At 63.7% G+C, this 24771-nt stretch carries 21 protein-coding genes; 9 read left to right on the top strand and 12 right to left on the bottom strand.

Features of this window, described 5'->3' with window-relative positions; all coding sequences use genetic code 11:
• Nucleotides 1-1419, bottom strand: coding sequence for a hypothetical protein (locus LZC95_24340; GenBank protein WXA99932.1), 1419 nt, complete (start codon nucleotides 1417-1419; stop codon nucleotides 1-3).
• Between the two features lie 216 nt (nucleotides 1420-1635).
• Nucleotides 1636-2028: a DUF3634 family protein gene (locus LZC95_24335; protein ID WXA99931.1), complete on the bottom strand. Its 393-nt coding sequence runs from the start codon at nucleotides 2026-2028 to the stop codon at nucleotides 1636-1638.
• A gap of 75 nt (nucleotides 2029-2103) precedes the next feature.
• Between LZC95_24335 and LZC95_24330 the strand changes: the two genes are divergently transcribed.
• Together LZC95_24330 and LZC95_24325 are read left to right on the top strand one after the other, a co-directional pair.
• Nucleotides 2104-2733: a LysE family translocator gene (locus LZC95_24330; GenBank protein ID WXA99930.1), complete on the top strand. Its 630-nt coding sequence runs from the start codon at nucleotides 2104-2106 to the stop codon at nucleotides 2731-2733.
• 55 nt (nucleotides 2734-2788) lie between these two features.
• Nucleotides 2789-3325 carry a TetR/AcrR family transcriptional regulator gene (locus tag LZC95_24325; protein WXA99929.1) on the top strand — a complete coding sequence of 179 codons (537 nt, stop codon included), beginning with the start codon at nucleotides 2789-2791 and terminating at the stop codon, nucleotides 3323-3325.
• Here LZC95_24325 and LZC95_24320 read toward each other — a convergent pair.
• Entirely contained in the window at nucleotides 3322-4206 is an 885-nt protein-coding gene (locus LZC95_24320) for a PhzF family phenazine biosynthesis protein (GenBank protein ID WXA99928.1), read from the bottom strand. The genes LZC95_24325 and LZC95_24320 overlap by 4 nt on opposite strands.
• A gap of 162 nt (nucleotides 4207-4368) precedes the next feature.
• Here LZC95_24320 and LZC95_24315 point away from each other — a divergent pair, with 162 nt between their 5' ends.
• The 4 genes from LZC95_24315 to LZC95_24300 all read left to right on the top strand — a co-directional run bounded on the left by LZC95_24315 (nucleotide 4369) and on the right by LZC95_24300 (nucleotide 10262).
• Nucleotides 4369-5373: a sigma-54 dependent transcriptional regulator gene (locus tag LZC95_24315; protein WXA99927.1), complete on the top strand. Its 1005-nt coding sequence runs from the start codon at nucleotides 4369-4371 to the stop codon at nucleotides 5371-5373.
• Between the two features lie 224 nt (nucleotides 5374-5597).
• Complete coding sequence (locus LZC95_24310) at nucleotides 5598-6362, top strand: hypothetical protein (GenBank protein ID WXA99926.1); 765 nt, start codon at nucleotides 5598-5600, stop codon at nucleotides 6360-6362.
• A gap of 4 nt (nucleotides 6363-6366) precedes the next feature.
• Nucleotides 6367-8544, top strand: a complete 2178-nt coding sequence (locus tag LZC95_24305) for a c-type cytochrome (protein WXA99925.1) — start codon at nucleotides 6367-6369, stop codon at nucleotides 8542-8544.
• 29 nt (nucleotides 8545-8573) lie between these two features.
• Entirely contained in the window at nucleotides 8574-10262 is a 1689-nt protein-coding gene (locus LZC95_24300; protein WXA99924.1) for a mechanosensitive ion channel family protein, read from the top strand.
• A 6-nt stretch (nucleotides 10263-10268) separates the two neighbouring features.
• Here LZC95_24300 and LZC95_24295 read toward each other — a convergent pair whose 3' ends face one another.
• Entirely contained in the window at nucleotides 10269-11561 is a 1293-nt protein-coding gene (locus LZC95_24295) for a hypothetical protein (protein WXA99923.1), read from the bottom strand.
• A 195-nt stretch (nucleotides 11562-11756) separates the two neighbouring features.
• On the opposite strand from LZC95_24295, the gene LZC95_24290 reads away from it, so the two are divergent.
• Nucleotides 11757-12176, top strand: a complete 420-nt coding sequence (locus LZC95_24290) for a hypothetical protein (GenBank protein WXA99922.1) — start codon at nucleotides 11757-11759, stop codon at nucleotides 12174-12176.
• On the opposite strand, the gene LZC95_24285 is transcribed toward LZC95_24290, so the two are convergent.
• Nucleotides 12166-14265, bottom strand: a complete 2100-nt coding sequence (locus LZC95_24285; GenBank protein ID WXA99921.1) for an amidohydrolase family protein — start codon at nucleotides 14263-14265, stop codon at nucleotides 12166-12168. The two genes, LZC95_24290 and LZC95_24285, sit on opposite strands and share 11 nt — an antisense overlap.
• 193 nt (nucleotides 14266-14458) lie before the next feature.
• Between LZC95_24285 and LZC95_24280 the strand changes: the two genes are divergently transcribed.
• Both LZC95_24280 and LZC95_24275 read left to right on the top strand, forming a co-directional pair.
• Nucleotides 14459-15397: a hypothetical protein gene (locus LZC95_24280; GenBank protein WXA99920.1), complete on the top strand. Its 939-nt coding sequence runs from the start codon at nucleotides 14459-14461 to the stop codon at nucleotides 15395-15397.
• A gap of 20 nt (nucleotides 15398-15417) precedes the next feature.
• Nucleotides 15418-16521 (top strand): carboxylate-amine ligase, encoded by a 1104-nt coding sequence (locus LZC95_24275; protein WXA99919.1) that lies wholly within the window; start codon nucleotides 15418-15420, stop codon nucleotides 16519-16521.
• Between the two features lie 15 nt (nucleotides 16522-16536).
• Here LZC95_24275 and LZC95_24270 read toward each other — a convergent pair whose 3' ends face one another.
• The 7 genes from LZC95_24270 to LZC95_24240 form a co-directional block, all read right to left on the bottom strand.
• The gene (locus tag LZC95_24270; protein ID WXA99918.1) at nucleotides 16537-17802 is read right to left on the bottom strand and encodes an SEC-C domain-containing protein; all 1266 of its coding nucleotides are present in this window, start codon (nucleotides 17800-17802) and stop codon (nucleotides 16537-16539) included.
• Nucleotides 17803-17837: 35 nt separating this feature from the next.
• On the bottom strand, nucleotides 17838-18296 hold the full coding sequence (locus tag LZC95_24265; GenBank protein ID WXA99917.1) for a hypothetical protein: 459 nt from the start codon (nucleotides 18294-18296) through the stop codon (nucleotides 17838-17840).
• A gap of 168 nt (nucleotides 18297-18464) precedes the next feature.
• Nucleotides 18465-19181 (bottom strand): hypothetical protein, encoded by a 717-nt coding sequence (locus LZC95_24260; protein ID WXA99916.1) that lies wholly within the window; start codon nucleotides 19179-19181, stop codon nucleotides 18465-18467.
• 6 nt (nucleotides 19182-19187) lie between these two features.
• Nucleotides 19188-19670, bottom strand: coding sequence for a nuclear transport factor 2 family protein (locus tag LZC95_24255; protein WXA99915.1), 483 nt, complete (start codon nucleotides 19668-19670; stop codon nucleotides 19188-19190).
• Nucleotides 19671-19673: 3 nt separating this feature from the next.
• Nucleotides 19674-22388, bottom strand: coding sequence for a M1 family metallopeptidase (locus LZC95_24250; protein ID WXA99914.1), 2715 nt, complete (start codon nucleotides 22386-22388; stop codon nucleotides 19674-19676).
• A 134-nt stretch (nucleotides 22389-22522) separates the two neighbouring features.
• Nucleotides 22523-23788, bottom strand: a complete 1266-nt coding sequence (locus LZC95_24245) for a lactate racemase domain-containing protein (GenBank protein WXA99913.1) — start codon at nucleotides 23786-23788, stop codon at nucleotides 22523-22525.
• A gap of 10 nt (nucleotides 23789-23798) precedes the next feature.
• On the bottom strand, nucleotides 23799-24332 hold the full coding sequence (locus LZC95_24240) for a hypothetical protein (GenBank protein WXA99912.1): 534 nt from the start codon (nucleotides 24330-24332) through the stop codon (nucleotides 23799-23801).
• Nucleotides 24333-24771 lie beyond the last annotated feature (439 nt).

Below are 24771 nucleotides of genomic sequence, written 5' to 3'. Positions count from 1 at the left end.
TCAGAAGCGGGCCGGGAGGTCGGCCGCTTTCGCAGAACGCGTGAGCGGCGCGCGAATGGGCACCTCCATCCATCGTCCTAGGGTGGCGACGACCTCCGCCTTGTCCGACTCGACCAGCGAATGGATGTCCGCGTTGTGATCGGCTTGCGGTGCCGTATAGCGATAGCTGTCATTCGCGCGGCTCACGGGGAACGCTCCGGCGGACCATGGATCGTTTTCCCCGTAGACGAGAATCACGCGCTCCGCGCGCCCATACGACCACGCACCGATTTTGACGCTCAAGAGAGGGCTGTAATGCTTCTCCACGTCGAACGGCGGAAAAATGGCGGGTTCGTCGATGAACCCCGGCGTCAAGTATGGGCGCGTGTGCGCATATTGGAAACCCGCATATCCATGTTCCGTGGCGGCTTGGTACAGGCCAGGGGCGTGATACCAATTGGTTCGGTCGCCAAATCCACCGTCCGCGATATTTCCGAAGTAAATCCTCTGCAGGAACTCGAAAAGCTGCTGCGTCGTCGCGTTCGCCGGCGGTACATCCTCACAGGTCGCGTCCTTGTATTGCCAAAAGAAGAAGGTCGCCTCCGTCACCGTGACATCGAGTGCACGGTGAATGCCCAAGGTCTCGTATCCGTCCCCGGCCGCAGCGGCCTCCGCCAGCATGAGGGGCTCGATCTCCGTGCGGCGACGTAGAAGCTCGACTTGAAAGTCCTTCAGCTTTTTGCGGCAGGTCGCATCGCCGACCTGCTCCAGGAATGCCACGTAACGCGGATCGCTCGTATCGAAATTGAGGGGTGCCACGTAAGCGACCGTCGCGTAGACATCGTCGGGGTAGAAATAGCGATGGGACATGGCGGTCATCCCACCCTTGCTGAGACCCGTGGAAAGCCACTTCTTGGGAAACAGCGGCCGCAGGGCCGTGATGATGCGGTGCTCGTCCGATGCACTCTGAAACGAGGTAATCTTGCTGTAGTCGGCGGGATTGGGAACGGATTCGCCGAAAAAGCGATGCTCCAAGAGGATCTCGTTCGAGGCGAGCATGCGCGTGGGCTCGTCCTGCCGTATGTACGTGGGCGAGATGGCGTACCCCGTCGACTCGATCACCATGGGCAGATCGCGCGAGCGATAGAGCATGGAGAACCGCTCGGTGAACTTCGGCCCGTCGGGGTGGCGATGATCCACGGGCTGCTCGAATCGAATCATCAAATAGCGGCGCCCGGGCACGGTGATGGCCATTTCTTGGATCTCCACGATGCCCGGCACGCGCCGCAACTGCTCCACGATGTCCTCCTCGACGGGCGCCGCCTGCAGCGCATCTTGCGATGGCGTAGAAGTCTCGGGCGCTCCGGACGAACAGCCAGCTGCGAGGCAGGCCGACACCATCAACGATGACACGCAACCATAGGAATATCGAGTTCTCATGGAATTCCTTCCACGGTAAGCCGGCGCGAGCATGGAGCAAGATGATCGAGGAGAGCACCCCACGATGACCTTCCGCAGCAGCCCCCCTCTATTCGTCGCCCGGCGGCTTCTTGGTCGAGCGCGCGATGAAGTAAATCAGGAGCGCGCCGCCTACCAGGGGCACGAGGAGGGCCAAGCCGAAGAACACGTATTCGATGTGCGACACGGGCGCGGAGTCTACTCGATGGGCGGCGCGAGGCGCCATGCGAGCCACTCGATGCCCAGCACCTGCCCGATGTTCGGGTGTGCGAGCGGCGGGGCCGCGCGCAACTTCACCACGGGATAGAGCGAGAAACTATTGCGCATGCGCTGGGCCGTGACCCCGTCGATCGACGCCGAAAGGACCAGGAGCGCGCCCCCGGAGTCTTTCACCGCGCGCACCGTTCCGCGCTCGACGTGGCGACCGACGTCGCGCAGATCCGCAAGGTAGCCCGCGGGGATCCTCCCGCGGATGACCAGCACGCGCCCCTTGCGGATCGATACGCGAAAGAACTCGTCCTGCCGTGCGACGTGCCAGAGGAACGCAGCGAGGACGGCGAGCACCACCGCATAAAGCACGAGGCTGTCCATGCGCTTTCTATCGTAATGCCCGCTGCGCTCGCCGTCTTGACGCTTCCTTACCAGAGCTCTACCTCCTGCGTCAGCATGGTGGAACTGCGAGATCTCGCCCTTTTTGCCTTCGCCGCGTTGATGATGGTGCTCACCCCGGGTCCCAACATGGTGTACCTGGTGTCGCGCTCGCTCTGCCAAGGAAGGAACGCTGCGCTTTTCTCCCTCTTCGGCGTGGCGCTCGGGTTCCTCTTCCACATGCTCCTGGCCGCTTTTGGGTTGTCCGTGGTCTTCGTCACCATCCCGATTGCGTACGACGCGTTGAAGCTGGCCGGTGCCGCCTACCTGCTCTGGCTGGCCTGGCAGGCCGTAAAGCCTGGCGCGCCCTCCGTGTTCGAAACGCGAAAGCTGCCCCCGGATTCCAAGACGAAGCTCTTTTTGATGGGCCTCTTCACCAACATCCTGAATCCCAAAATCGCGGTCTTCTATCTCTCGATCTTCACTCAGTTCCTCCACCCAGAGCGAGGCTCGGTCCTCATGCAGAGCGTCGTACTGGGTGGAACGCAGATCGCCATCAGCTTCGCGGTGAACTTCACCATCATCATGACCGCCGGCGCCGTCAGCGTGTGGTTCTCCACGCGCCCGTTCTGGGTGCGCATCCAAAAATGGTTCATGGGCGCCGTTCTGGCGGGGCTCGCGGTGAAGCTGGCGGCGAGCCGCCGGTAGCATCCGTCACAGTAGCAACATTGACAAATATCGTTGCAATTGTAACCATCGCGGCATGTCGGACGCGAAATCGGAAGAGCGCGATGCTGCCCGGCGGGCCGCCATCCTGAAGGCCGCGCGCGAATGCTTCCTCCAGTTCGGCTACGCGAAAACGTCGCTGGATGATATCGCGAAGCGGGCCAACATTTCCCGGCCGCTCATCTATCGCAAGTTCAAGAACAAGGAGGACGTCTTCTCCGCGTTGCTCGAGCACGATTTCATGTCGCGCTACCCCGAGGCGGAGAAGGTGCTGGCCGGAACCGTCAGCCCGCGGGAAAAGCTCTTTCGACTTTACGAGATTCTGCTCTTGGAGCCCTGGTCGGACATGCGCCGAGCGCCCATGGCGCTCGAGTTCTACGAGACGTGCGAGCGCCAGTTTCCCGAGGTGCAGGCCAAGCAGTCACGCCTGCTGCTGAAGGCGACCCAAAGCATTCTCGAATCGAAAGAGCTTTCGCAGGTGTTCATGCTGGCCGTCGAGGGGCTGTATTCCGATATCCCGACGATCAGCGTCTTGCGCCGGCGGCTGCAGCTCCTCGTCGAGCGCTTCGTTTAGTCCTCCCGAATCGTGCCCTCGACGCAGGTGACACTCTGTCCACCGAGGCGGATCGTGCCATCTTCGTCGATGGAGACGCGCACGCGCCCATCGCGACCGAGCCGCGCGCCCTGCGAGGCCACGTAACGCCGGCCGATGCTCTCGACGAGGCCCGTGTCGCGCAAGAAGACCGCGACGGACCCGTTGCCGCTGCCGCAAACCGGATCTTCCGGCGCACCGAACGCCGGGGCGAACGAGCGCACTTCGATGTGCGGCCCCTCGCTCTTCGAAGCCGCATGCGCCCCGAAAATGGTGACACCCGTCGTCCCGCGCCGCTTGTCGAATTGCTCCAGGCGCGCCAAATCGGGATTCAACTCTCGCACCTGCGCCGCATCGCGGAGGCGCGCGATGGTCCATTTGGGACCCACATCGACGACCCGCGGCGTTTGCTCGCGTTCGACCTTGGCCCCGAGCACGGCCTCGAGCTCGGTCACCTCGGCGTCGTCCAGAAGCTGGGTGCGTGCCTGCGGAAGTTCGAAAGCAATGGATCGCTGCGGCCCGTCGCCTTGCACGGTGAGCGCGACCAGTCCGACCTTGCACTCCTGCACCAACTTCCCGTTCCTCGGTGTGATGATGCCTGCCTCCAGCGCGGCGTGCGCACTACCAACGGTCGGGTGGCCGGCAAAGACAAGTTCCGACCGCGGCGTGAAGATCCGGAGCCGATAGTCCGCAGCGGTATTTTGCGGCCGAAGTAAAAACGTCGTCTCGGACAGGTTGGTCCAATTGGCAATGCGCTGCATTTGCGAATCGGTGAGGTCGTCGGCATCGAAAATGACTGCCAGCGGATTTCCAGTGAAAGGCCGGCCGGTGAAAACGTCGACCTGTTTGAATGGAAGGCTCATACCTCCAATGTGAGGGTTCGGCGACAAGGCGAGTAGGCACAGATCTCCACGTATTGGGCCAGTACAGTGTGAGCGATCTGCTTCAGTTGACTTTTTGTTAACGAGATTTGCCGCGATGCGACCATTATGGGACAGGAGCAAGCAACAAGGAGTCAGGCGCTCATGTCGATGATGTGTGACGAGGAGCGCACCAGCATTCGGCCGCCGCCGTCGCCACTGCATGTGGGCGCCGTGGAAACGGGATTCGGTCCGGTGCTCGGTGCGAGTCCCGTCATGCGGCAGCTTTATCCCGTATTCGAAAAACTCGCTTCGTCGTCCGTGCCCGTGCTCATCGAAGGGGAGACGGGGACGGGAAAAGAAGTATTGGCCGAGGCCATCCACGAGGCGGGTGACCGAGGCGGTCCCTTCGTGGTTTTCGATTGCACCACGGTCGCACATTCGCTCTTCGAGTCGGAATTGTTCGGCCACGAGCGCGGTGCATTCACCGGTGCGGATCGCACCCGCGTCGGTATCTTCGAGGAGGCCAACGGCGGCACACTCTTCATCGACGAAATTGGCGATCTCGATTTGCCTTCGCAGGCCAAATTGCTTCGTGTGCTCGAGCGACGGCAAGTCCGCCGCATCGGCGGCAACGGTCTGCTCAAAGTCGACGTTCGGGTCATCTGCGCCACGCGGCGCAACCTCGACGAAGAAGTGCAGGAGCGCCGCTTTCGAGACGACCTTTTTTTCCGCCTCGCCGTGGCCCGCGTGGAACTTCCCCCGCTGCGCCACCGGCACGGCGACATCGAACTTCTCACGCGCACCTTTTGGCAACAAATGGGCGGTGACGTGGCGCAGCTTCCCGCGCCATTGCTCCAACGATTCGAGAAGTACGACTGGCCAGGAAACATTCGCGAATTGCGCAACGCCATCGCGCGACAACTCGCATTGGGCAGCGTGGTGTTGCCCGATCGGAAATCGCCCGAGGCCCGCGGCACGGCCGACTGGATCGACAATCTGGTGGCGCAGTCACTGCCACTGCGGCAAGCCCGCGCGATCATCACGTCGGAGCTCGAACGGCGGTACGTCCGGCACATGCTGGAGATCCACGATGGAGACCTCGGACGTGCTGCCGAGGCGAGTGGTGTGGGCCGGCGCTACTTTCAAATGTTGCGCACCAAGATTTAGCTCGCGAAGCAGGAAAGCAGATTTCGTCGAGGAAGAAATAGTTCGCTCGTTCGGCGACGAAAAGGCGATGCCATTGCGTGAATCGACGCGGGTTTTAGGGTGGGTAGTAAATGGCATTGTGATTGCTAATTACGAAGCACGGGGAATGGGCACGCGGGCCGTATGGGGAGGGGACGCGCGATTCGAATGACACCAATACGGACAATGGAAAGGGCGGTGCAATCATGCATAGCAAGTGGGCTTGGTCGGGCGCGCTGATCGCTGGGGTGGTTCTGTCGGCTTGTGGCAGCAGCGGGGACGAGAACGGAGGGACGAAGGACGCGACGGAAGGGGCCTGGGGGTGCGAGGCCAAGGGCGGTTCGCGCGTGGTGTGCACCAGTGCGCAGACCCTCGGTGGAAATACGGCCAACACGCTGGATCAGTACGCGTGCGCGGCAGGGGAGAAGAGCGCCCGTTGCCCGGACGAAGCATCGGTGAAGGGCTCCGGCAGCATTGGCGCCGTGATCGATACGGACATCAAGGCGGCCGCATTCGACAAGCTCCAATGGGCGTGCCTCACCACCGGGAAGCACCAAGTGCAATGCGCACGCGATCTTTCCCTGAGTGGCGAGTTGGGTGGCAGTGTGGACATCGAAGGGCAGTTGAGTCTGCCCAAGAGCTGCTCGGTGCAGGATTGGGAGCCGTACTTCGCCCAGCTTGCGAGCAAGGTCTACAAGAGCGTCGGGTTCAACATCGACTTCCCGCGCGAGTTGTTCAATAGCCACGCCACCTTGGAGAGCCTTATCGAGGCCGCGGCGAAAGACGCCATGACCCCGGGCAAACCGAGCTGCTACGTCGCCGAGTGGGATCTGCGCGCACAGGCCTGGCTGCTCGCGGTCGGGCACGGATGCGTCAATCTGACGGCGCCCATCCTCGTTTGGTGCCAGCAAGCAGCCAACTACGCGCCCGAAACGCGCGAGTGCAACGCGAGCGGCAGCTGGGCGCAATGATCCCATGATGAAGCGCACGCCTGCACTCTGGATGATCGTGGGGTTCGTCTTGGTGCTGGCCATGGCGGCGGCGGCGGGGGTTCGTTCCTCGTCGTCCGCCGCCGGTGCGTTTTTCGCGTCGTTCGGTGAGCCGATCCCCGGCATCGATGCGCAGCAGCGCGCGCGCTTCGAGCGGGGGCGGCTCGTGGCCATGCGACGCTTCGCCCCGTCGGAGGGGCTTGGCCCGTCGTACAATGCGGCGTCCTGCCGCGCGTGCCATGAGAAGCCGGTCACCGGTGGCGGTGCTTCGCGCTACCGCGGTGTACCTCTGGAGCCGCACTCGAAGAAGACGTTCGCGGCGGCGTTCGAGCATCATTTCACCGCGACCTCGATGGACCCGTCGCACGCGCGGCCGCATGCGACGCATCTGCCCTTGCCGTTCTTCGGCGTGGGGCTTCTCGCGGAAATCCCCGCGAAAGAGATCATGTCGCGCGCCGATCCGAGCGACAAGAACCATGATGGCATTCGGGGCAAGGTCAATTTCGAGCGCGGGTTTCTCGGTCGCTTCGGCCGCAAGGCCCAGATGGCCACGTTGCAGGGCTTCGTGCGCGGTGCGCTCTTCGATCAAATGGGGGTGACCACCGTGCCCGTGGAGCCCGCGCGTCTCGTGGGATTGGCCGAGCGCGATGCGCCCGTCGAGCTGCGTACGCGCGATGCCGACGGGGCCGCCGATCCCGAGCTTTTGCAGAGCGATCTGGCCGATCTTTTGGCCTTCGTGGCGTTGCTCGCGCCGCCCGCCCCCGATGCGCCGACCCGCGAAACGCGTGCCGGCGAAAAGGCATTTCACGTGTGTGGATGCACCTCGTGCCATGCGCCGTCGCTGCGCGGACCGCGCGGGGCGATTCCCGCCTACACCGATTTGTTGCTCCACGACATGGGCGAGGAGCTCGCCGATGACGTCATCGTGGGCGAGGCGAGCGGTCGCGACTTTCGCACGGCGCCCCTGTGGGGCCTGGCGGCCGCGGGCCCGTATTTGCACGACGGACGCGCCGATACGGTGGACGAGGCCATTCGCGCACACGGTGGAGAGGCGGCGCGCGCGAAGCATCATTACACGCTGCTCGACGAAGGACAGCGCCGCGCACTGCTCGCGTTTCTCGGCTCCTTGGGCGGCAGCCATTACCGAGCCGATGGCCTCTTGCCGAAGGATGCCCCGGCGGCATCGCCGTCCGCGCTCGGAGGTCCCCTCGCAGAGCTTTCGCTCGCCGAGCGGGAGCGCTTCGTGCGCGGACGCGACTTTTTCGACCACGATTTTCGCGCTTCCGAAGGCCTGGGCCCTTTCTTCAATGGCGATGCCTGCCGCAGCTGCCACTTCGAGCCCGTGCTCGGCGGCGCCGGTCCGGCCGACGTCGATGTCATGCGCCACGGATTTCTCGGCGCCGACGGCGTGTTCGAACCGCCGTCGCACGGCGACACCATGGCCCATCGCTTCGGCCTCGCCCGCGAGATGCCTTTCGTCGATGGCCGGGCCAACCTCTTCGAACGGCGGCAGACTCCCACCTTGTTCGGAGCGGGGCTCATCGATGCCATCCCCGAAGAAGCCATCCGCGGGCGCGCCGATCCGGACGATCGCGACGGCGACGGCGTGCGCGGAATCGTGAGCTCGCTGCCCGGCGGAAAAATAGGTCGATTCGGATGGAAGGGCCAAATGGCCAGCCTGGAGGACTTCGTCGAGGATGCCTTCACCAACGAACTGGGCCTGGCCAAAAGCGAACTCGCGGGCGGCGTCTTCGACGATGTCGTCTTCTTCCTTGCGAACCTCGCCCCGCCCCGCGCCCTTGCTTCGAGTGAAGGTGCGCGCGGCCTCGCTGTCTTCACCGAGACCGGGTGCACGGCGTGCCATACGCCCGAGTCGCGCACGCGAAACGGAACCGCGGTGCGCCTCTACAGCGATCTACTCCTGCACGAGGTGGCCGCCCCAACCGAGGCGGTGCTGCCGCAAGCGAGTGCCGGTCGTGCCTTCCGCACGCCCCCACTCTGGGGCGTCGGCGCAACGGCGCCGTACTTTCACGATGGCCTCTCCGAAACGCTGGAGCAGGCCATCATTCGGCATGATGCGGAGGCGAAACGAAGCCGCGAGCGCTACACGCGCTTGCGCGAGGACGAGCGCACCGCGCTCCTGACCTTTTTGCGATCGCTTTAGATAGAGTCCGATGTGACGCCAGCATCCAAATGAGGGTGCCCGCGCTCGACTTGATCTTGCACAACCTGGTGGCGTTTGGGATTGCGCTGGTTCTGCTGATGGTGGTGGGCCAGCTTCTCCTTTCGGGGGTGCTGCACCTCGCGGGCTACCTTTTGCACACGCCGCTGTTCGGTGCGCACAATGCGGAGCCCTTCCGCAAGCGCATGAAGCGCGCCACGTTGATCGCGGTGGCGGTGGGCGGCTTGCTGCTCTTCATCGGCGCGATGGTCCTGACCTTCCTGCACCGGCGCGCGCTCGATCTGGTCAAGGTGTGGTTCGGGAATCTGCGGCAAGAAGATATGGAAGCGGTGGGCCTGCACGTGGCCTACGCGGTCGGCATCGTGGTGGCCGCCTCCCTTGCCGCAAGCCTCGCACGCAATGGCGTGGACGCCCTGACGAGGCTTGCCGAGCGGTCTGCGCTTCTCTCCTCGAGCCGCGAGCTCTCCGTCGAGGTCCTTTCCCGCCTGCGCACGGTGCTGCGCTTGGCCATCCTTTGGGGCGCGGCCAGTTGGGTCACCTTCGCCCTCGGCCTTCCGCCGTCCATTCGCCGCGTCGTCGTCCTGGCTACGGACGTGCTCGTGGCGTTCTACGGCTGCCGCTTTTTGGTGGTGCTGGCACACCTCGCCGTCGATCTGCTCTTCGTCATGTCGGGGAAGCTCACCAAGCTGGAAAGCCCCCTCAAGTACCTGGGCAGCTTGACGCACCTCAAAGGGATTACGAAGCGGTGCATCGACTATTTCGTCTATGTGGCCGCCGCAACGTGGGTGGCCGACCAATTCACCCCCGATACATGGTTTTCGCGTGCGGGGCGCGTGGGCATTCGAATCGTCGCTATCTTTTATGCGAGCCGCGTTCTCATCGAAGTATGCCTCTTGTTCATCAACGAGATATTTCTCAACAAGACGGCGGGCCGCACCAGCGGGGAGATTCAACAGCGCAGGACTCTCGTTCCGGTGGCCGTGGGGCTGTTGCGTTATGGCATTTACTTCTCCGCGCTGGTGATGGTCCTTCGGGAGGCGGACATCGACCCCACTCCGCTGCTCGCCGGCGCCGGGGTGCTCGGTGTGGCCGTCGGCTTTGGCGCGCAAGCCTTCGTGGGCGATATCGTGGCGGGCTTCTTCATTCTGTTCGAGAACGTGCTCCTGGTCGGCGACAACGTGGAGGTGAGCGGCGTGCGCGGAATGGTCGAGGAAATCGGCGTGCGCATCACCAAGATCCGCGACGAGTCCGGCGTTCTGCACGCCATTCCCAACGGCGAGGTGCGCAAGGTCGCGAACCACTCCAAGGTGTACGTGAACGCGGTCGTCGAGGTGCACGTGCCCTACGACGAAGACCTCACGCGCGTGCGCGAGTTGCTGCAAAGCGTGAGTGCGGAGGTGCTCGAGGCCGAATTGAACCACCGCGGCGTCGTCGAGGTGAAGGTGCACGAGCTTGGGCAGCAGACCGTCACGCTGCGCGTGCTGGCTCGTGTGCCGCCGGGCAAAGATCTCGATATGGCAACCAAGTTGCGATTGCGACTCGTGGATGAATTGCGCGCCCACGACATGGTGCCGAAGAATATCCCCGGCGCGGCGCTCGAGAGCGTCAAGCTGCAGATCGCGCGGCCGGCCGAGCCGGTGCAGCCCGTGGTGAACGAGGGCACGACGGCCGCGGCGCCGCTGCCGATTTTCAAACCGTAGTCTTCTCTAATATCGAATCACGATGCGGCCCGGTGCACCGGGTTCGGGACCATTCGCGCCCACGGCGCCGCCTTTGCCGGCGCGTCCGTCGTAATCGACGTCCCGGTTGCCGCCCGGGGTGACGCCGTTGCCATCGAGAACGCGCGCTTCCTTTCCCGGGGCGAGGCTCGATCCGCCGCCCCCTCCGCCGCCGCCATATTTCACGGCGATGACGCTCGTGCCGCACCCTCCGCCGCCACCGCCGAAGGCACCCGCGCCCCCTCCGCCGCCACCGCCGAGTTCCGCACGCCGTCCGTCGCCGCCGCCGGCATCGCCGCCCGGACCGCCGGGTGTTCCGCCGGCGCCCGTTCCGCCGAAGAGGGCACGCCCCGCGGTGGCTCCCGCGTCGCCGCAGCTTCCATTCGAACCGGCCGCGCCGCCGTTGGCGCCGGTGCCACCCGCGGCCCCGGTCGGACCGCCTCCTGCGCCGCCGTCCGCACCGCCGCCGCCACCCGCGCCGGCCCCGTTGGTGATGATACCGCCGGAGTAACCGACCGCGCCACCGCCTCCGCCCGAGCCCGCGATCATCAACGCGGTGGTGCTGCGGAAAACGCCCGTGAGCCCGGCGCCGCCGCCGCCGCTCGCCGCACCGGCGTCCTCGCTGCCAGTGCCCGCGCCGCCGCCGGCGCCGATGCGCAAGGTGAGCACCTCGCCCGGGGTGACATCGATGCGCCCGAACACGAAGCCGCCAGCGCCCCCGGTCGCACCGTTCATTCCGGCCCCGCCGCCGGCGCCCCATATTTTCACGTAGATGGCCGTGATGCCCTCGGGCACGATAAAAGGTGCGGCTTTGGGCGTATCGAAGACGATGGGCGGTCCGAGCACGCGCACCTGGATGGGGGCCTCGTCGTGCAAAGGCTCCGCCGATGCCACCACCTGCGATTCGCCGGCCGCGCGCCCCGCATCGGCATCGGCGTGGAAGACGAGGGTGCCCTTGGCGGTGCTGCCGGAGGGTCGTGCAATCGCCACGGGCGCCGCAGTCACGCCGGGAGGGAGCCCATCGACCCGCACGAACGCGTCCTGCCGAAGCGGCGGATTGGCCGCAATCGTGACCGTCGCGCTCATATCTTCTTTGGGCGCCAGGACGATGGTCGAAGGCTCGACGGCCACGACGAACCCCGGACTGCCACTATCCTCCGGGTCCTCGTTTCCCTCCGAAAAGTCACCGAGCCCCGCCAAGGCGGCGCAGCCCGAGGCGAGAAGCATCACGAGAAGGACGAGCGGCCCCTTTTTACTTCGTGGGGGTCGGACGTTGAGCATGAAGCGTCTCCGAATCACATCATCGTATCCGAGGCCGCGGCGCCGTTGCTACAAGCTCTACCAGTCTTTGTGTTATTTGCCAAAAATACTGTTCAGTGTGGGAAATGGCACTTCATGCGACGTTGGTGCCTACGGTGTTCGATATAGGACTTTGCAACCCACTCGTCGCAACCTGGTATGAATCCGCATGAGCCGATGAAGTCGAAGATGCGACCCCGTGATTGCCCGTGCCACTCGGGTGCCCGATACAGCGCGTGCTGCGAGCCTTTTCACACGGGGGCGTCGCAGGCGCCGACGCCCGAGGCGCTCATGCGGTCACGCTATGCCGCCTTTGCGCTCGGCCTGGGCGCGTATTTGGTGGAGACCTTGGCGGCCGACCATCCGGATCGCGCGGTGCCGCATGAAGCATTGGCCCGCGAGCTCTCGCGGGCTCGCGAGAAGCAACGCTTCATGGGACTCGAAATCCGCGAAACGTCGGCATCGGACGAGCGGGGCGAGGTCCTCTTCCATGCGCGCATCTTCGAGCGAGGGCAGGACCGCTCCTTCACCGAGCGGTCCCAATTCGTCAAAGAGAACGGCGCCTGGCGCTACGCATCGGGGGACGTCAAGGCTTGACGCCCACCGTCTCGTAGAGCGGTGCCGACGCATAAACGACGCCGCTTCGCACCGTGGTGCTCACATGGCGAAGGTCCTCGATGCGGGCCAAAGGATCGCCCTCGACCAGGAAAAAGTCGGCGTCCTTTCCCGGTGCCACGGAGCCGCTCGTTTTCTCGAGGTGCATGACCTTCGCCGCGCCCAAGGTCGCGAGCTGCAGCACGTCGGCTGCGGGAATGCCCGCGCGCACGTAGAGCGCGAGCTCCTGGTGCAGGGCCAACCCGAAATGATCGCTGTCGGTGCCCGCGACGATGGGGATCTTCGCGTCGTAGAGCGCTTTCACCATCTGAAGCAGCTTGCCGTACGCTTCCTTGTAGAGTGCATCCTTTTCCCCGGTCACGGCGAGGCCGCCGGTGAGGAACTCGCGCCGGACCTGCACCGGCAAACGCGCCACCATGGGCTCGAGCCCCTCGGTCACACGTCCGGGGCGGCCGGTAAACAGATCCCAGAACGCAAAAACCGTGGGGTCGACGACCGTTTTCTTCTCGACGAGAAGCTTTAGAAAGTCTTTGACGGGCTTCGATTGCAGGTCGAGTCCCGGTGCCTTCTCCGCGACCAAGATGAAACGGAGCGGGGTGCGCGTGTCGGTATCCTTGTCGACGAAGAAGTTCAGAAACAGCATGTTGATGTGCTGAATCTCGTCGTAGCCAGCGCGCACGACCTCCTCCGCGCGCATGTGCACGGGCACGTGGCCGCTCACGCGCATCTTCTTCTCGTGCGCCAGTTTCGCCAGAAGAGGCACCAACTCCGGCTTCACCGAATTGTAGATCTTGATTCCTTCGTAGTGGCGCTGCGCGTAGAACTCGACGGCTCGTTTCGCTTCATCCGGGGTCTCCGCGGTGATCTTCGACGACGCTGCCTTCTCGCCGCGCCCTTCGATGAACCCGGAGCGGAGAATATGGGGCCCGATGGCGGTCCCCTCGTCGAAGCGCTTTTTGAAGTCGTCCAGCGTGTCCGGATCGTTTCCGAGATCGCGCGCGGTCGTGACCCCCGACGCGATGCCCATCACGCCGTCATGGACGCTGAGGTGCGCGTGCATTTCCCATAGCCCGGGAAGAAGCGCTTTGCCCTTGGCGTCGATGACCTCGGCGCCCTCCGGCACCTTGGTGTTCTTGGTCGGTCCGACGGCGACGATCTTGCCGCCCACCACGGTCACCGCGTGGTCGTCGAGCCATCGCTTTCGTTCCACGTCCAGCACCCGGGCATGCGTGAAGACGACCCCTTCGGCCGGACCCTTGTGCGAGAGCCGTGCGACCAGATCGCGATCGTGCGCCTTCTCGAACTCCTTCTGCGCCTTGACGAGAGGGTCGATGGCCTCCTCCCAGCCCTCCGGTACGATGGAAACCGCAGGGTCGACCTCGCCGAAGTACGTGCCATCCTCCTCCGTCCAAAGGCGGGTGGGCGCGTAATACAGTCCCGTGATCTCCCAGGCCACGAGTCGCTTTTCCTTGCCCTGCGCGCGCGCCGTGAATGTCCCGCTGCGGGCAAGCCGTGCTTCGCCGTCGGGCAAAAGCGCGATCTTGCCGCCGTTCTTCTGGAGCGCTGCATAGAGGAGCGCGGTCATCTGCGGCAGCCCGGCGTTGGGCACGTAGAAGGCGGGGGAGGCGAGCTCGGTATCGCCCTGCTCCTCGGTGCTCTTCCAGCGAGCACGCTTTCCCGATACGCCGAACGTCTCGTCGATGGCCGTCCCGAAAGTGCGCGTTCCCTTGGCATCGAGCGACGCCAAGGTTCCGTCCGCCGCGACGCGCGCCCGGCCGGTCACTTTCGGCCCACGCCCGTTGTCGAGGTACTCGAACGCCATCTCGATGGAGCCATCCGGTGCGAAGGTCGTCACGCTCGAGCCAGATTTGCGCGAGAAGATGACAACGGCACGCCGCTCCACGCGTGCCTCGGGCGGTTTCGCCGCCGTCTCCTCCGCCGGGGCGGGCTTCGGGGGCGGCGAAGAAGGTGCGGCGGTCGATGTCGACGGGCCACACCCCAGCGCCGTCCACGCAAGCGCAACCCACGGAAGAATGACGCAAAGCCCCAATCGGGTCGGTACGAGTCCCATGGCGCGAGACGATAGGGCGGCGAGTGCCTCATCAGAAGGGAGCAAAGGGGTCTCTTGGTGATCCATGTGTGCACGCCGCTTTTTTCCGTGCGCACGGGATCGGTACGCCGAGCAATGTGCATCGGTTTCCGATGTTTCCCCGCCATGGACGCGCTGGCACACACCGCTTCTGTCGGTGTAAAGTCGCAAAGCTGTGACAGAACGCATTGGACTCATCGTCGGATACGAGGACACTTTCCCTCCGGCCTTCATCGCAAAGGTCAACGAAACACCCGGATTTCGCGCGGAATATGCGAAGTTCGGCGGAACCTCCGAGCGATACAAATCACCGTACGCCGTGTTGGTCGACCGCCTGAGCCATCAGGTGCCGTATTATCGGTTTCACCTCAAGGCCGCGATGCTTGCAGGTACATACGTCATCAACGACCCACTTTGGTGGAGCGCGGATGACAAATTCTTCGGCTACTCGTTGGCCGCCAAGCTCGGGGTCACCGTCCCGCGCACGGTGATGCTGCCCTCGCAGAGCTACATCCCCGACATCGACCCGAGTCGGTCGCTGCGCAATTTGGAATATCCCCTCGATTGGGACAGCATCGCCGATTACGTGAAGTTCCCCGCCATCTTGAAGCCGGCCGACGGCGGTGGTTGGAAGAACGTGTCGCGCGTCAACAACATGGATGAATTGCTGCGCGACTACAACGCGAGCGGCCAGCTCGTGATGACCCTGCAGGAGTTCATCGATTTCGACGAATACGTGCGCTGTGTGTGCATTGGCAAAAAGTTCATTTTGCCGATCAAGTACGACCCGAGGCGCCGCTGCTACATCGAGGCGGAGAACTTCCTCCCCAAGGCCCTCGAGCAGAAAATCCTGGATGGCTGCTGGGCGCTCAACAATGCGCTTGGTTACGACATGAATTCCGTGGAATTCGCCTGCAAGGATGGCGTCCCTTACGCCATCGACTTTACCAATCCCGCCCCCGATATGTGCGTTCGGTCGATTCTCCCGCGGTACTTCCACCAGGTCGTCGACGAAATGGCGCGCTTCACCATCGAATGCGCCCGCGAAGGCAGGAAGAACCCGACCGTGCACGCGTATCAGAGGTACCTGGAAAACCCGATCCCACGAGCCTGATTGGCGGGGGGTAGCACCATATGATTGATGGTCAGTTTACGTTGGGTGTCGAAGAAGAATATCAAATCGTTCACCCGGAAACGCGTGAACTCCGGAGTTACATCTCTCGCATCTTGGAAGACGGCAAAAGCGTGCTCCGCGAACGGGTACGCACGGAGATGCATCAATCGATGGTGGAGGTGGGCACGTCGGTCTGTCCCGACGTGAACACCGTCCGGTCCGAGCTCGTCGAAATGCGCGGCGAGCTCGATCGATTGGCCCGAAAGGGCGGGCTGCGCATCGTGGCGGCGTCGACGCACCCGTTCAGCGATTGGCGCGTGCAAGACATCACCGACAACGATCGGTACCACACGCTCGTGCACGACATGCAGGACGTGGCGCGCGAGAACCTCATCTTCGGGCTGCACATCCACGTCGGCATCAAGGACAAATCGGTGGCCATCGCGCTGGCCAACCAGGTGCGGTATTTCCTGCCGCACATTTTGGCCCTCACGTGTTCGTCGCCGTTGTGGCTCGGGCGCAAGACGGGGCTTTTGAGCACGCGGTCGCAGATTTTCCGGCGCTTTCCGCGCACGGGCATCCCGGACGAGTTCGAGAGCCCGCAGCAGCTGCAGAACTTCACCGATCTTTTGATCAAGACCGGTTGCATCGACAACGGCAAGAAGATCTGGTGGGACGTTCGTCCGCACTACCTTTACGACACCGTCGAGATTCGCATTTGCGACATGCCGACGAACATGCGCGACACCATCGCCGTCACGGCCTTGGTGCAGGCGCTGATGGCCAAGCTTTACCTGATGTACCGGCGCAACACGTCCTGGCGTAGCTACCCGCGCAGCTTGATCGAAGAGAACAAATGGCGCGCGGTGCGCTTCGGCACCGGTGCTCGGCTCATCGACTTCGGCCAGCAGGCCGAGCGTCCGTTCTCCGAGCTTATCCCCGAGATGGTGGAGCTGATCTCGGAGGCCACGGACATCTTCAAGACGCACGATCATATGGAGCGCATCCTGGAGATCGCCAAAAACGGCTCCAGCGCCCAACGCCAGATCGAAGTGTTCGACAAGACGAAGGACGCAAAGCACGTCGTCGACTGGCTCATGGCCGAGACGATGAACGGGATTTAGCTCGCCAGCTCGCTACTAAGCTAGGCAGCACTTTTTGTACTTTTTTCCGCTTCCGCACGGGCACGGATCGTTTCGTCCGACTTTGGGGCCCGTGCGGAGGACGCCATCGGGGCCCGTCGGCAGTGGTTCGCGGGGTGGCGGCTCGGCGAATATCCCCCCGTCGGCATCGAGCGATTCTTCGAATTCGTCATCTTCGTCATCGCGGATCGGGATGCCGTGCTCCACGAGCTCTACGAGTTCCTCTTCGAGCTCTTGGGCTTCGCCCTCTTCGCCGCGCTTTCGGAGCAAGTCGATGATCCGTTCCGTGGAGGTGACGATCGACTCTCCATCGGAGGTGTCCTCGGCGCGCGCGCGAACCTCCCGGCTCAGCGCTTCGGCCTCCGCATCTTCTCCGAGAGCGACGAGCACGTCCGCGGCCTGGTCCATGACATCGAGGTCGTCCGGATGCGATGCGCGGAGGGCCGCCATCAGTTGGCGTGCTTCGTCGCGCCGACCGGCACGTGCGAGAACGAGCGCACGGTCACCCAGGAGATACTCGCGTTGGGGAAATACACCTGCGAGCATCGTGGAGAGCTCCACCGCCTCGTCCATGAGGCCGTGTTCTGCCAGCTGGAAGGGCACGGACTCGAGCCACTCGTCAGCGAAGACCTCGCACTCGCGCGCGATGGCCATGATTTGATCCTCGCGGCCCTGGAGCGCCGCAATCAGGCGGCGCGCGAGTGCGGCATCGCGCTGCACGATGGCGAGATCTCGTGGACCAACGTCGGCGGTCTCCAAGTCTTCGGGGTTTTCGTCGTCGTCCCCTTCGAATTCGCTGGCTGCTTCCGCAACCTCCTCGGCCAATGGCACGAGATCTTCGTCGAGCTCGGGAGCGTCGTCGGATTCGTATTGAGGGGGCGGCCAGCCCGCCGACTCGACGACCCGCGGATACTCCACATCGGATGCCACCGTGCCCGTGTCCTTCACCGTAATCGCGTGTCGAAGCTCGTCACCGAAGTCGAAGAGATAGAGAAACTGACGCCCGGGTTTCAAATTGAGCGAAGCCAACTGAGTGCGCGTTGGATCTCCGGCGTTGGAGCCAAACTCACCTTTGTGGTCCCATGCCCGGTTGGTCATGAAGAAGCTGTAATGGTGATCGTTGTCGAGCCTGAATTCGCGCTGAATGAGCATGTGAAGCTCCTCCAACGTGGAGTGTTGGAGCACCTCGACCACGCGGCGCACGTCCGTGGCTCGCTCAGGGATGATTTCCAGCGTGAACGTCTTCGGGACGCCATGTGCCATGATGGCGACACCCTACAGCGAGCCAATTCAGGCGATCAACCGGATGCCGGACGGGTCGCCTCGTACCAGCGTTGGCGTGCCCAGCGGGCGGCTTCGGCGAAGGTGTTCACGAAGGTGTAGGAGTAGTGGGGTTTGGCGCGCCAGAAGACCGCGATCATGGCGCTGCGCATGCGGGGCGTGCAGACGTACACCTCGCCGACGCAGTGTTGCTCGTAGAGGTCCTCCATTTTGGCCTGGTGCTCGGCGATGAGGGCGCGCTGCATGGCGTCCGGCACCTCACCGTGCGTCTGGTCGATGATTTGAACGAAGCGCTCTTTGCGGGAGAGGACCTTTTCCTCGAGCTCGCGAAGATGATCGGCAAGCTGCGCGAGCGATGGCTTGCCCGCATAGGTCAAAACGACGATCGGCCAACGCGCCACGTCGACCGTGAGCACCGTTTCGCCGCGGCCAGGTGCATGGGCGCTTGGCGATCGACGGCGTACTGATTCGGACATGAACCCCCTCACTGAGCTTCGGCGTCCATCGGGCGGGATGGATGTAAAAGCGCCATTTTAGAATATGGTTCTGCTTAAATGTAGCGCACGCAACGAGTTGTTGCATAGGCGGCCGCGATGTTCGGTGCTGACCCGTGCGCGTGTGTGCGCGACTAGGGGAGAGGTCTGCTAGCGAGCCGCCGCCGGGCTGGGGGGAGGCGGAGCTATGGTGGAGGCGGATTCACCCGGCAGAGCTGCTGCGAGCCCCTCCTCCATGTGATGCAGTTGATTCTGCGTCTGCTTGAGGATGTGGCTCAGCTGTCGAGTGATGTGCAGGACGTCTTGCATCGCGGCCTTGCCCACATCGATGTCGGCGAGGACGTCGATGGCATGGCTCTCGTCGAGGGTCGTCATGAAGTTCAGCGCCAGGTACTGGGCCGCATCATGCTGAAAGGTATAGGCGGTCGCGTATTTGCGCAGAGTCGCCGTGGGGATGTTTCCTGCAGATTGATTGGCGATGGCGACGTCCCATGCGGCGCGCTGCAAGTTGGGCGTCCAAATGCCTTCGCGGTACCAGATTTCCTTGGCGGACGCGATCAATCGCTGTTGGTTCGCCGGGTTGGGGGCGCTGGACGTGAGCTCCCGCAGTGCCTCCGCGTCCCAAACCTCCAAGGCTTTGATCCTTGCGGCATTGTGCTGGAAGCTCGCCCGAACGTCCTTGAGGTTCGTCCGTAACTCTTCCTCGATCTCCCGCTGCGCGGCCTCGGCGCCGTTGCTGCGGCGGACGCTCATCACCACCTGTTCGAAGCCCAGCGCCGTGAGGATGCTGACCACGATCATGAGGTACTGGGTGCCGAAGGTCTTCCAGGAATGAATCGGCGATTGAGGGGGGTCGACGAGCTGCATGGGAGTCTAAAAGTGGCTCTTGCCGGTAAATTCAGTCCAGTTCAACGTCGAAGGTTGCTGGTATTCGCGCCAGCGGTCAATCTTTCCCGCGCGCACGCGCACCATCACGATGCCGTGGTAGCGCCTATTCCCTTGGTACGTATATTCGCCGGCGCCTACTTGAGCGGCCTCGTCGAAAAGCACATGGTGCCAGGTCATGCGTCCCGGTGAAGGTGGTTGCTGTTTGCCTCCGAAAAACTCGTACAGCGATTCACGCCCTTCGTAGAACTGCGCATCCGGTGGCTCCATGTAAATGGCGCCCTCGGAGAAACAATTGGCCGACTTGCGCGAGTTGCCCTCGTTCCATCCATCGGCCACCGTTTGCATCAAGTTGCGGAATTGCTCCGTCGAAAGCGCACCCTCGCGGGAGGGGGCCCTCGGCGGCGGCGTCGTGCACGCCGCCACACCCAGCAGGGCAGTGCCCAGCGTGAAAACCCCCCACGGCCGCATGGATCAGAGCTTTCGCTTCTGCAGGAAGTTCGTCACGTTCGGCGCCTGCACGGTGCGGTAGGCGGTGCAAAGCTTCACCGACTCCACCGTCTGCGCCAGAATGCGCGGCCCGCCCGTGTAGCGTGTCGAGCGCTCGCGGAAGAAGGTCTCCACGTCGGCGCGGTGCGCATCGTCGCAGAATGCGCCGCCGATGCGCGCCAGGTGCGCGCCCGCATCGCGCGGAAGCCGCGCCGTCAGGGAATCGAAATTCTGCTTCACGAAGTCGTAGGCGAGCTGTCGCGTGGCCGGTGAACCGACCGCGCCCCAGAGCAACGCCGACGATTCGCGCGCATCGAAGTCCTCCGACAAAGTGAGCGGCAGCGCCGCACGCACCACGTCCGGATCACGGAATTGACCGATGGCCGCGAGGATCTGATTGCGCTCGCGGCGATCGGTCGTCTTGCGTGCGGCGGCCAATGCCCGGTCGAACAGCGCACGATCGCCTGCCTTCGCGGCGATGCCGAGCACCGTCTCCACCATGTCCGCATCGATGCCCTTGCGCTCGTCCAGCCAACGCACGGTGAGCTTCTTCGCCTGCGCCCGCAGGGTCGCATCCTCGCCTTGGTCGGCCACGAGGCTCACCAGCGACTGGCGCAAAAGACGCGTCTCGTCGTCCTCTCCAGGTCGCGCGGCGAATCCCAACTTGGCCGCGCGCACGCCGTACGTCTCGCGAATGAAGCGCGCATACGCCGGGCGCAACTCGGCGGGGAACATCTCGGAGTCTCGCAGGCCGGCGACCAGCTCGACGGTTGCCAAAGCAACGGAACGCGAGGGATCGTTGGCCAGCTTGGGAACGGCCGCCAACACGTCGGCGTAGGAGACCTTGCCGTTCTGCACGAGGGCGCCCAAATCGTAGAGCAGCGACACCTTTTCCGGTGCCGTGAGGCTCTTCTTGGCGCCGTCCGCGAGCAATTTTTGCAGCAGATCGCCCTCGTAGCGCACTTGGTAATAGCCGCGCGCATCGGCATTGACGTTGGCCCAGGCCGGGCACGAAGTAGCCTCGGAAAGGGCGAGCTCCCCGCGCGATTCGGTGAGCAAGGTGCACGCGACCGCGTCACCGCCGCCCTTCTTCGTAGCCGGGTACTTCGCGCACACCGGCACTTGCCACTTTTGATCCGCGCTTCCCTCGGAGCCGAGCGGCAGATAGCGCTCCTGCGAGAGGGCCAGCTTGGGCGGGCTACCGGCGTCGCACTTCAGCGATGCGCTCACCAGCGGCACGCCCGGCTGATTGAGGAAGGTGCCGAACGCCTTGGCCACCGGTGCTTGCTCGCCCTGGAACACCGCGCCCAGGAACTGATCGGCCGTGGCCACGTTGTGCGAGTACTGAGCGAGGTAGCGCTTCACGCCCGTGCGGAAGACTTCGGGCCCGACCCAGCTTTCGAACATGCGAATGACCGCGGCGCCTTTGCGGTACGTGATGTCGTCGAAGGCATTCGCCGCGTCGTCCTTGGTGACGATGGGCTGGCGAATCTTGCGCGCGCTGATCAAGCTGTCGGCGCGCATGGCGTGGGCCGTGGTGCGTACGCGATCGGACTTCTCGTTCCACTCGGGCTTCCACTTCTCGAGGATGTAGCTGGTCATCCACGTGGCAAAAGCCTCGTTGAGCCAAATGTCGTCCCACCACGCGGTGGTCACCAGGTCGCCGAACCATTGGTGCGCGAACTCGTGCGTCGCCACGCCGGTGTATGCGCGGCGAAAGCGGGTGGTCTCCTGATTCGGTGGCGAAAGAATGAGCCGCTGGCTGAAGGTGATGAGCCCGGGGTTCTCCATGGCGCCGCCGATCATCGGCACGTCGATGACGTCGAGCTTCTCGTAAGGGTAGGGGATACCGAAGTAGGCCTCGAGCTCGTTGAGCACCTGCGGCGATACCTCTTTGGCGAAGCGCGCCTCGGCGCCCCGCCCGTGCGGAACGATGACCCGCACCGGCGTGCGATTCTTTCCCGCCGGCCCGGCGTCGACCGCGTCGAAAGGACCGACGCCCAAGGCAATCAAGTAGCTGGGCAGCGGCTTGGTTTCGGCGAATTGAACGACTTTGTAATCGCCTTCGACCTTTTCCGACACGGCGGGCGTATTGGCCAGCGCCATGTGATCGCGTTTGACCTTGAGGCGGATTTTCCACGGCACCTTGAACGAGGGCTCGTCGAAACAGGGGAAAACGCGGCGAGCATCGAGCGGCTCGAAGTGCGTGAAGACGTACCAATTCTCGCCTTCCTTCTGCGAGAAAAGGCCGTTGGAACTCTTGCGCGAGATCTCGCCGGCATAGTCGAGGACCAACGTGGCTTTGCCCGCCGCGAGGGGCTTTTGCGGCTGGATGCCCACGAAGTCGTCGCCGCCCGGCAGCACGTTCGCCGGCGCTCCATCGACGGTGGCCGAACGCACCTCGAGGCCTGCAGCATTGAGCCAGACCACGTCGGAGGGCGCACTCAGATCGATGGCGATGGTGATGTGCCCATCGAAGCGTTGCGATGTGGGCACCACCGCGAGCGCAACGTCGTAGGACGTCGGGCGAATCGTCTCGGCGAGGCGCAACGTCGGTGCCTTCGGCGCGGGCTTGGCTTGCGGCACCGGAGGCTGCGCGGCGGTGGGGCTGGTCGCCGCGGGGGGCGTGGTGGCGTCGTGCGCCTGGCAACCGACGATGGCGAGAGAAATACCGAATAGCGAGATGCCCAGTTTCTGCATGGACTTCTCCATAACGCGATTTGCGCAGTGGCTGATGCCGATTCGACGGATCGATCGCGCCACCGGCCGAGGTCGCTCGCCGCTTGCTGCAGCGGTGACCGTTCGCTGCGCGGAGACGACCGCTCGCCGGATTTTTACGCGAGGCGGTAAAGCTTTTCGCCGGCGTGTCGTACGACGAGCGCGTCGGGATCACCTGCGAACTCGGCGACGTCGACGCTCTTGGGATCGCGGTAGCCGAGCCCGATGCGGCGGCACCGTTCTTCGGGAATGCCGGTGGCCAAGGTCACACGGATGCGTGGTAGCTCGAGGCTGCGCGCGGCATCGTAGGTGCCGCTGCCGCGCACGTGCGTGCTGTGCGCCAAGATGGCCCAGGGCATGTCGCGAAAGCGATCCCACTGCGCGAGGAAGTAATCGCGCACGTGGTATCCGACGCGGTCGATCCATTCGCCGTGGGTGAAGGACACTTCGGTCAGGTGCGGTGCATACACGATGACCTCACCGTCGTCGGCGATCACGGGCTCCGTTTTGTAAACGGCTTTTGCCGCCGTCCACAAATCGTCGTAGCGCTCCGCGGGCATGGAGAGAACGCGCCGGAAAGGCTTGGGCACGCGCAGAACATTGAGCTCGCGCGATAGTTCCGACGCCGCCACGAATGCGTCTTGGTGCGCTCCGAACCAAACGCCGTGCAAGCGATCGCCGTCGAGCACCATGGCCAGGCAGAGCACCTCGCACGGCATGAACTCGGCCGCTCGATGGATCACGCGCCGCACCGGCGTATCGCGAACACCGATGGTGGCCATGCTGGTGCAAAGGGCACCGAGCCAATGCGAAAAGTCGATGATTTCGGGCCCGGCGACGCCGGGAAAGAGGTATTTCGCCCCGCCAGAGAAGCCTGCCACCTCGTGCGGGAACACCGGGCCGCAGAGGATCACGTCGTCGTAGTCGCCAATGAGCCGATTCAGGCGCACGGGCACCTCGCGACTCAAAAGGCCGCCGGTGAGAACCTCCGTCTCCTTCTCGGAGATGGTCCCGAACGTGCGTAGGGATTCGGGATCGTCGTAGCGATGATTGAAGATTCGTACGTTCGGATAGCGCTTTGCACGCTCGGCTGCCGACAGACCGACGAGCCGCTCGATGGCCGGCTCGGTCATGGGCGGGTGCGTGCCCAGCGCAATGAGGAAATCGAGTGCCTGGGTGCGCGGGGTGAGGGCATCGCACAACAGCCGAAACAGCAAGGGCATGGGCGCGGTGCGGGTGCCGTCGGGGATGACCACGAGCACTCGTTTTCCGTCGAGGGAAAGCGGTGTCAGCGCCTCGTGGAGAATGCCTTCGACGTGCGCCGGTTCGAGAATCGCACTCGCCGAGCCCCGGCCGACCAACTGCGTGCCCTTGAGATCCATACGCGGGATCTTACAGGCAATTCGTCAGGCCGTCGTAAATCGATTGGGTGGAACCGGGCAGTTTTGCATCGATCGGATGGGTACCGGAAAGCGCACTCAGGAAATCGTGCACCGATGTATTGGGGGCGAGCGGTGTCTTGCAGCGCCACGTCTGCGTGTCGACCGTCACGTTGCCTGTCGATGTCGTGACGTCTTCCTTGCTGGCCCCAAAGACCCAGACGCACGTTCCCATCGTTCCCGAAGCTTTTTCGACCGAGCATCGGTAGCGAAGCGACTCAATGTTGCTGAATTCGCCCTCACAGAATGTATCGCCGCAAAGATCATCGAAGTTGCGTTTCAGGTTCGAAACCAGCGCATACCACGCGTCGACATCCGCCGCCTCGGTCAAATGCTGCGCGATATCCACGTACTCCTTCGCAGATCCCTCCGTAAGGGCCGCCGCCGCCACGCGTGCTTCTTCGCCCCCCGCGCCATCCGGCGCCGAACACGCCGCGCTACCGAGTGCCATGGGAACGAGTGCAACCAAGATGGAACGAAGCTTCACTACTCTGTCTCCAAATGAAAGGGGGGCGCCTACATAACCCTTTCTGGAGACATTGCAAGCTGAACTTATTGCTCGGCTGCAACCCGGCCAAATCCTAAATCCCGCCCTCGAAAGTCCCGCTCCTCGTGATCGTTCCTCGTGATCGTGCACGTGATCGTGTTCGTGCACGCGCACGCGCTCGTGCACGAAGACGCGACTGGTCATCGGCACATCTTCGTCAACATCGCTACGATACCAACGACCAGAGGCGGTAAACATCTAGGTTCTCGCGGTCGAGTCGCGGGAGGGTCTCCTCGTTCATGGCTACTCCATCGGCGCCGCGGACTCGGCCGGTTGCTCTTCGTGCACGAGCGCGTGCGCGTGCACGAATACGAACACGAACACGAACACGAACACGAGGAACGGTCACGAACACGAACACGAACACGAACACGAGGAA

It is taken from the genome of Sorangiineae bacterium MSr12523 (genome assembly GCA_037157775.1).
Lineage (GTDB): Bacteria > Myxococcota_A > Polyangia > Polyangiales > Polyangiaceae > Pendulispora > Pendulispora brunnea.
Note: the sequence above shows the minus strand (reverse complement) of the source record. Positions and strands in the feature narration are given on the sequence as shown.

Excerpts from the sequence above, each read along its gene's own strand:
- LZC95_24340 (WXA99932.1), bottom strand. The coding sequence starts at position 1,419 with ATGAGAACTCGATATTCCTATGGTTGCGTGTCATCGTTGATGGTGTCG.
- LZC95_24335 (WXA99931.1), bottom strand. The coding sequence starts at position 2,028 with ATGGACAGCCTCGTGCTTTATGCGGTGGTGCTCGCCGTCCTCGCTGCG.
- LZC95_24330 (WXA99930.1), top strand. The coding sequence starts at position 2,104 with ATGGTGGAACTGCGAGATCTCGCCCTTTTTGCCTTCGCCGCGTTGATG.
- LZC95_24325 (WXA99929.1), top strand. The coding sequence starts at position 2,789 with ATGTCGGACGCGAAATCGGAAGAGCGCGATGCTGCCCGGCGGGCCGCC.
- LZC95_24320 (WXA99928.1), bottom strand. The coding sequence starts at position 4,206 with ATGAGCCTTCCATTCAAACAGGTCGACGTTTTCACCGGCCGGCCTTTC.
- LZC95_24315 (WXA99927.1), top strand. The coding sequence starts at position 4,369 with ATGTCGATGATGTGTGACGAGGAGCGCACCAGCATTCGGCCGCCGCCG.
- LZC95_24310 (WXA99926.1), top strand. The coding sequence starts at position 5,598 with ATGCATAGCAAGTGGGCTTGGTCGGGCGCGCTGATCGCTGGGGTGGTT.
- LZC95_24305 (WXA99925.1), top strand. The coding sequence starts at position 6,367 with ATGATGAAGCGCACGCCTGCACTCTGGATGATCGTGGGGTTCGTCTTG.
- LZC95_24300 (WXA99924.1), top strand. The coding sequence starts at position 8,574 with ATGAGGGTGCCCGCGCTCGACTTGATCTTGCACAACCTGGTGGCGTTT.
- LZC95_24295 (WXA99923.1), bottom strand. The coding sequence starts at position 11,561 with ATGCTCAACGTCCGACCCCCACGAAGTAAAAAGGGGCCGCTCGTCCTT.
- LZC95_24290 (WXA99922.1), top strand. The coding sequence starts at position 11,757 with ATGAAGTCGAAGATGCGACCCCGTGATTGCCCGTGCCACTCGGGTGCC.
- LZC95_24285 (WXA99921.1), bottom strand. The coding sequence starts at position 14,265 with ATGGGACTCGTACCGACCCGATTGGGGCTTTGCGTCATTCTTCCGTGG.
- LZC95_24275 (WXA99919.1), top strand. The coding sequence starts at position 15,418 with ATGATTGATGGTCAGTTTACGTTGGGTGTCGAAGAAGAATATCAAATC.
- LZC95_24270 (WXA99918.1), bottom strand. The coding sequence starts at position 17,802 with ATGGCACATGGCGTCCCGAAGACGTTCACGCTGGAAATCATCCCTGAG.
- LZC95_24265 (WXA99917.1), bottom strand. The coding sequence starts at position 18,296 with ATGTCCGAATCAGTACGCCGTCGATCGCCAAGCGCCCATGCACCTGGC.
- LZC95_24260 (WXA99916.1), bottom strand. The coding sequence starts at position 19,181 with ATGCAGCTCGTCGACCCCCCTCAATCGCCGATTCATTCCTGGAAGACC.
- LZC95_24255 (WXA99915.1), bottom strand. The coding sequence starts at position 19,670 with ATGCGGCCGTGGGGGGTTTTCACGCTGGGCACTGCCCTGCTGGGTGTG.
- LZC95_24250 (WXA99914.1), bottom strand. The coding sequence starts at position 22,388 with ATGCAGAAACTGGGCATCTCGCTATTCGGTATTTCTCTCGCCATCGTC.
- LZC95_24245 (WXA99913.1), bottom strand. The coding sequence starts at position 23,788 with ATGGATCTCAAGGGCACGCAGTTGGTCGGCCGGGGCTCGGCGAGTGCG.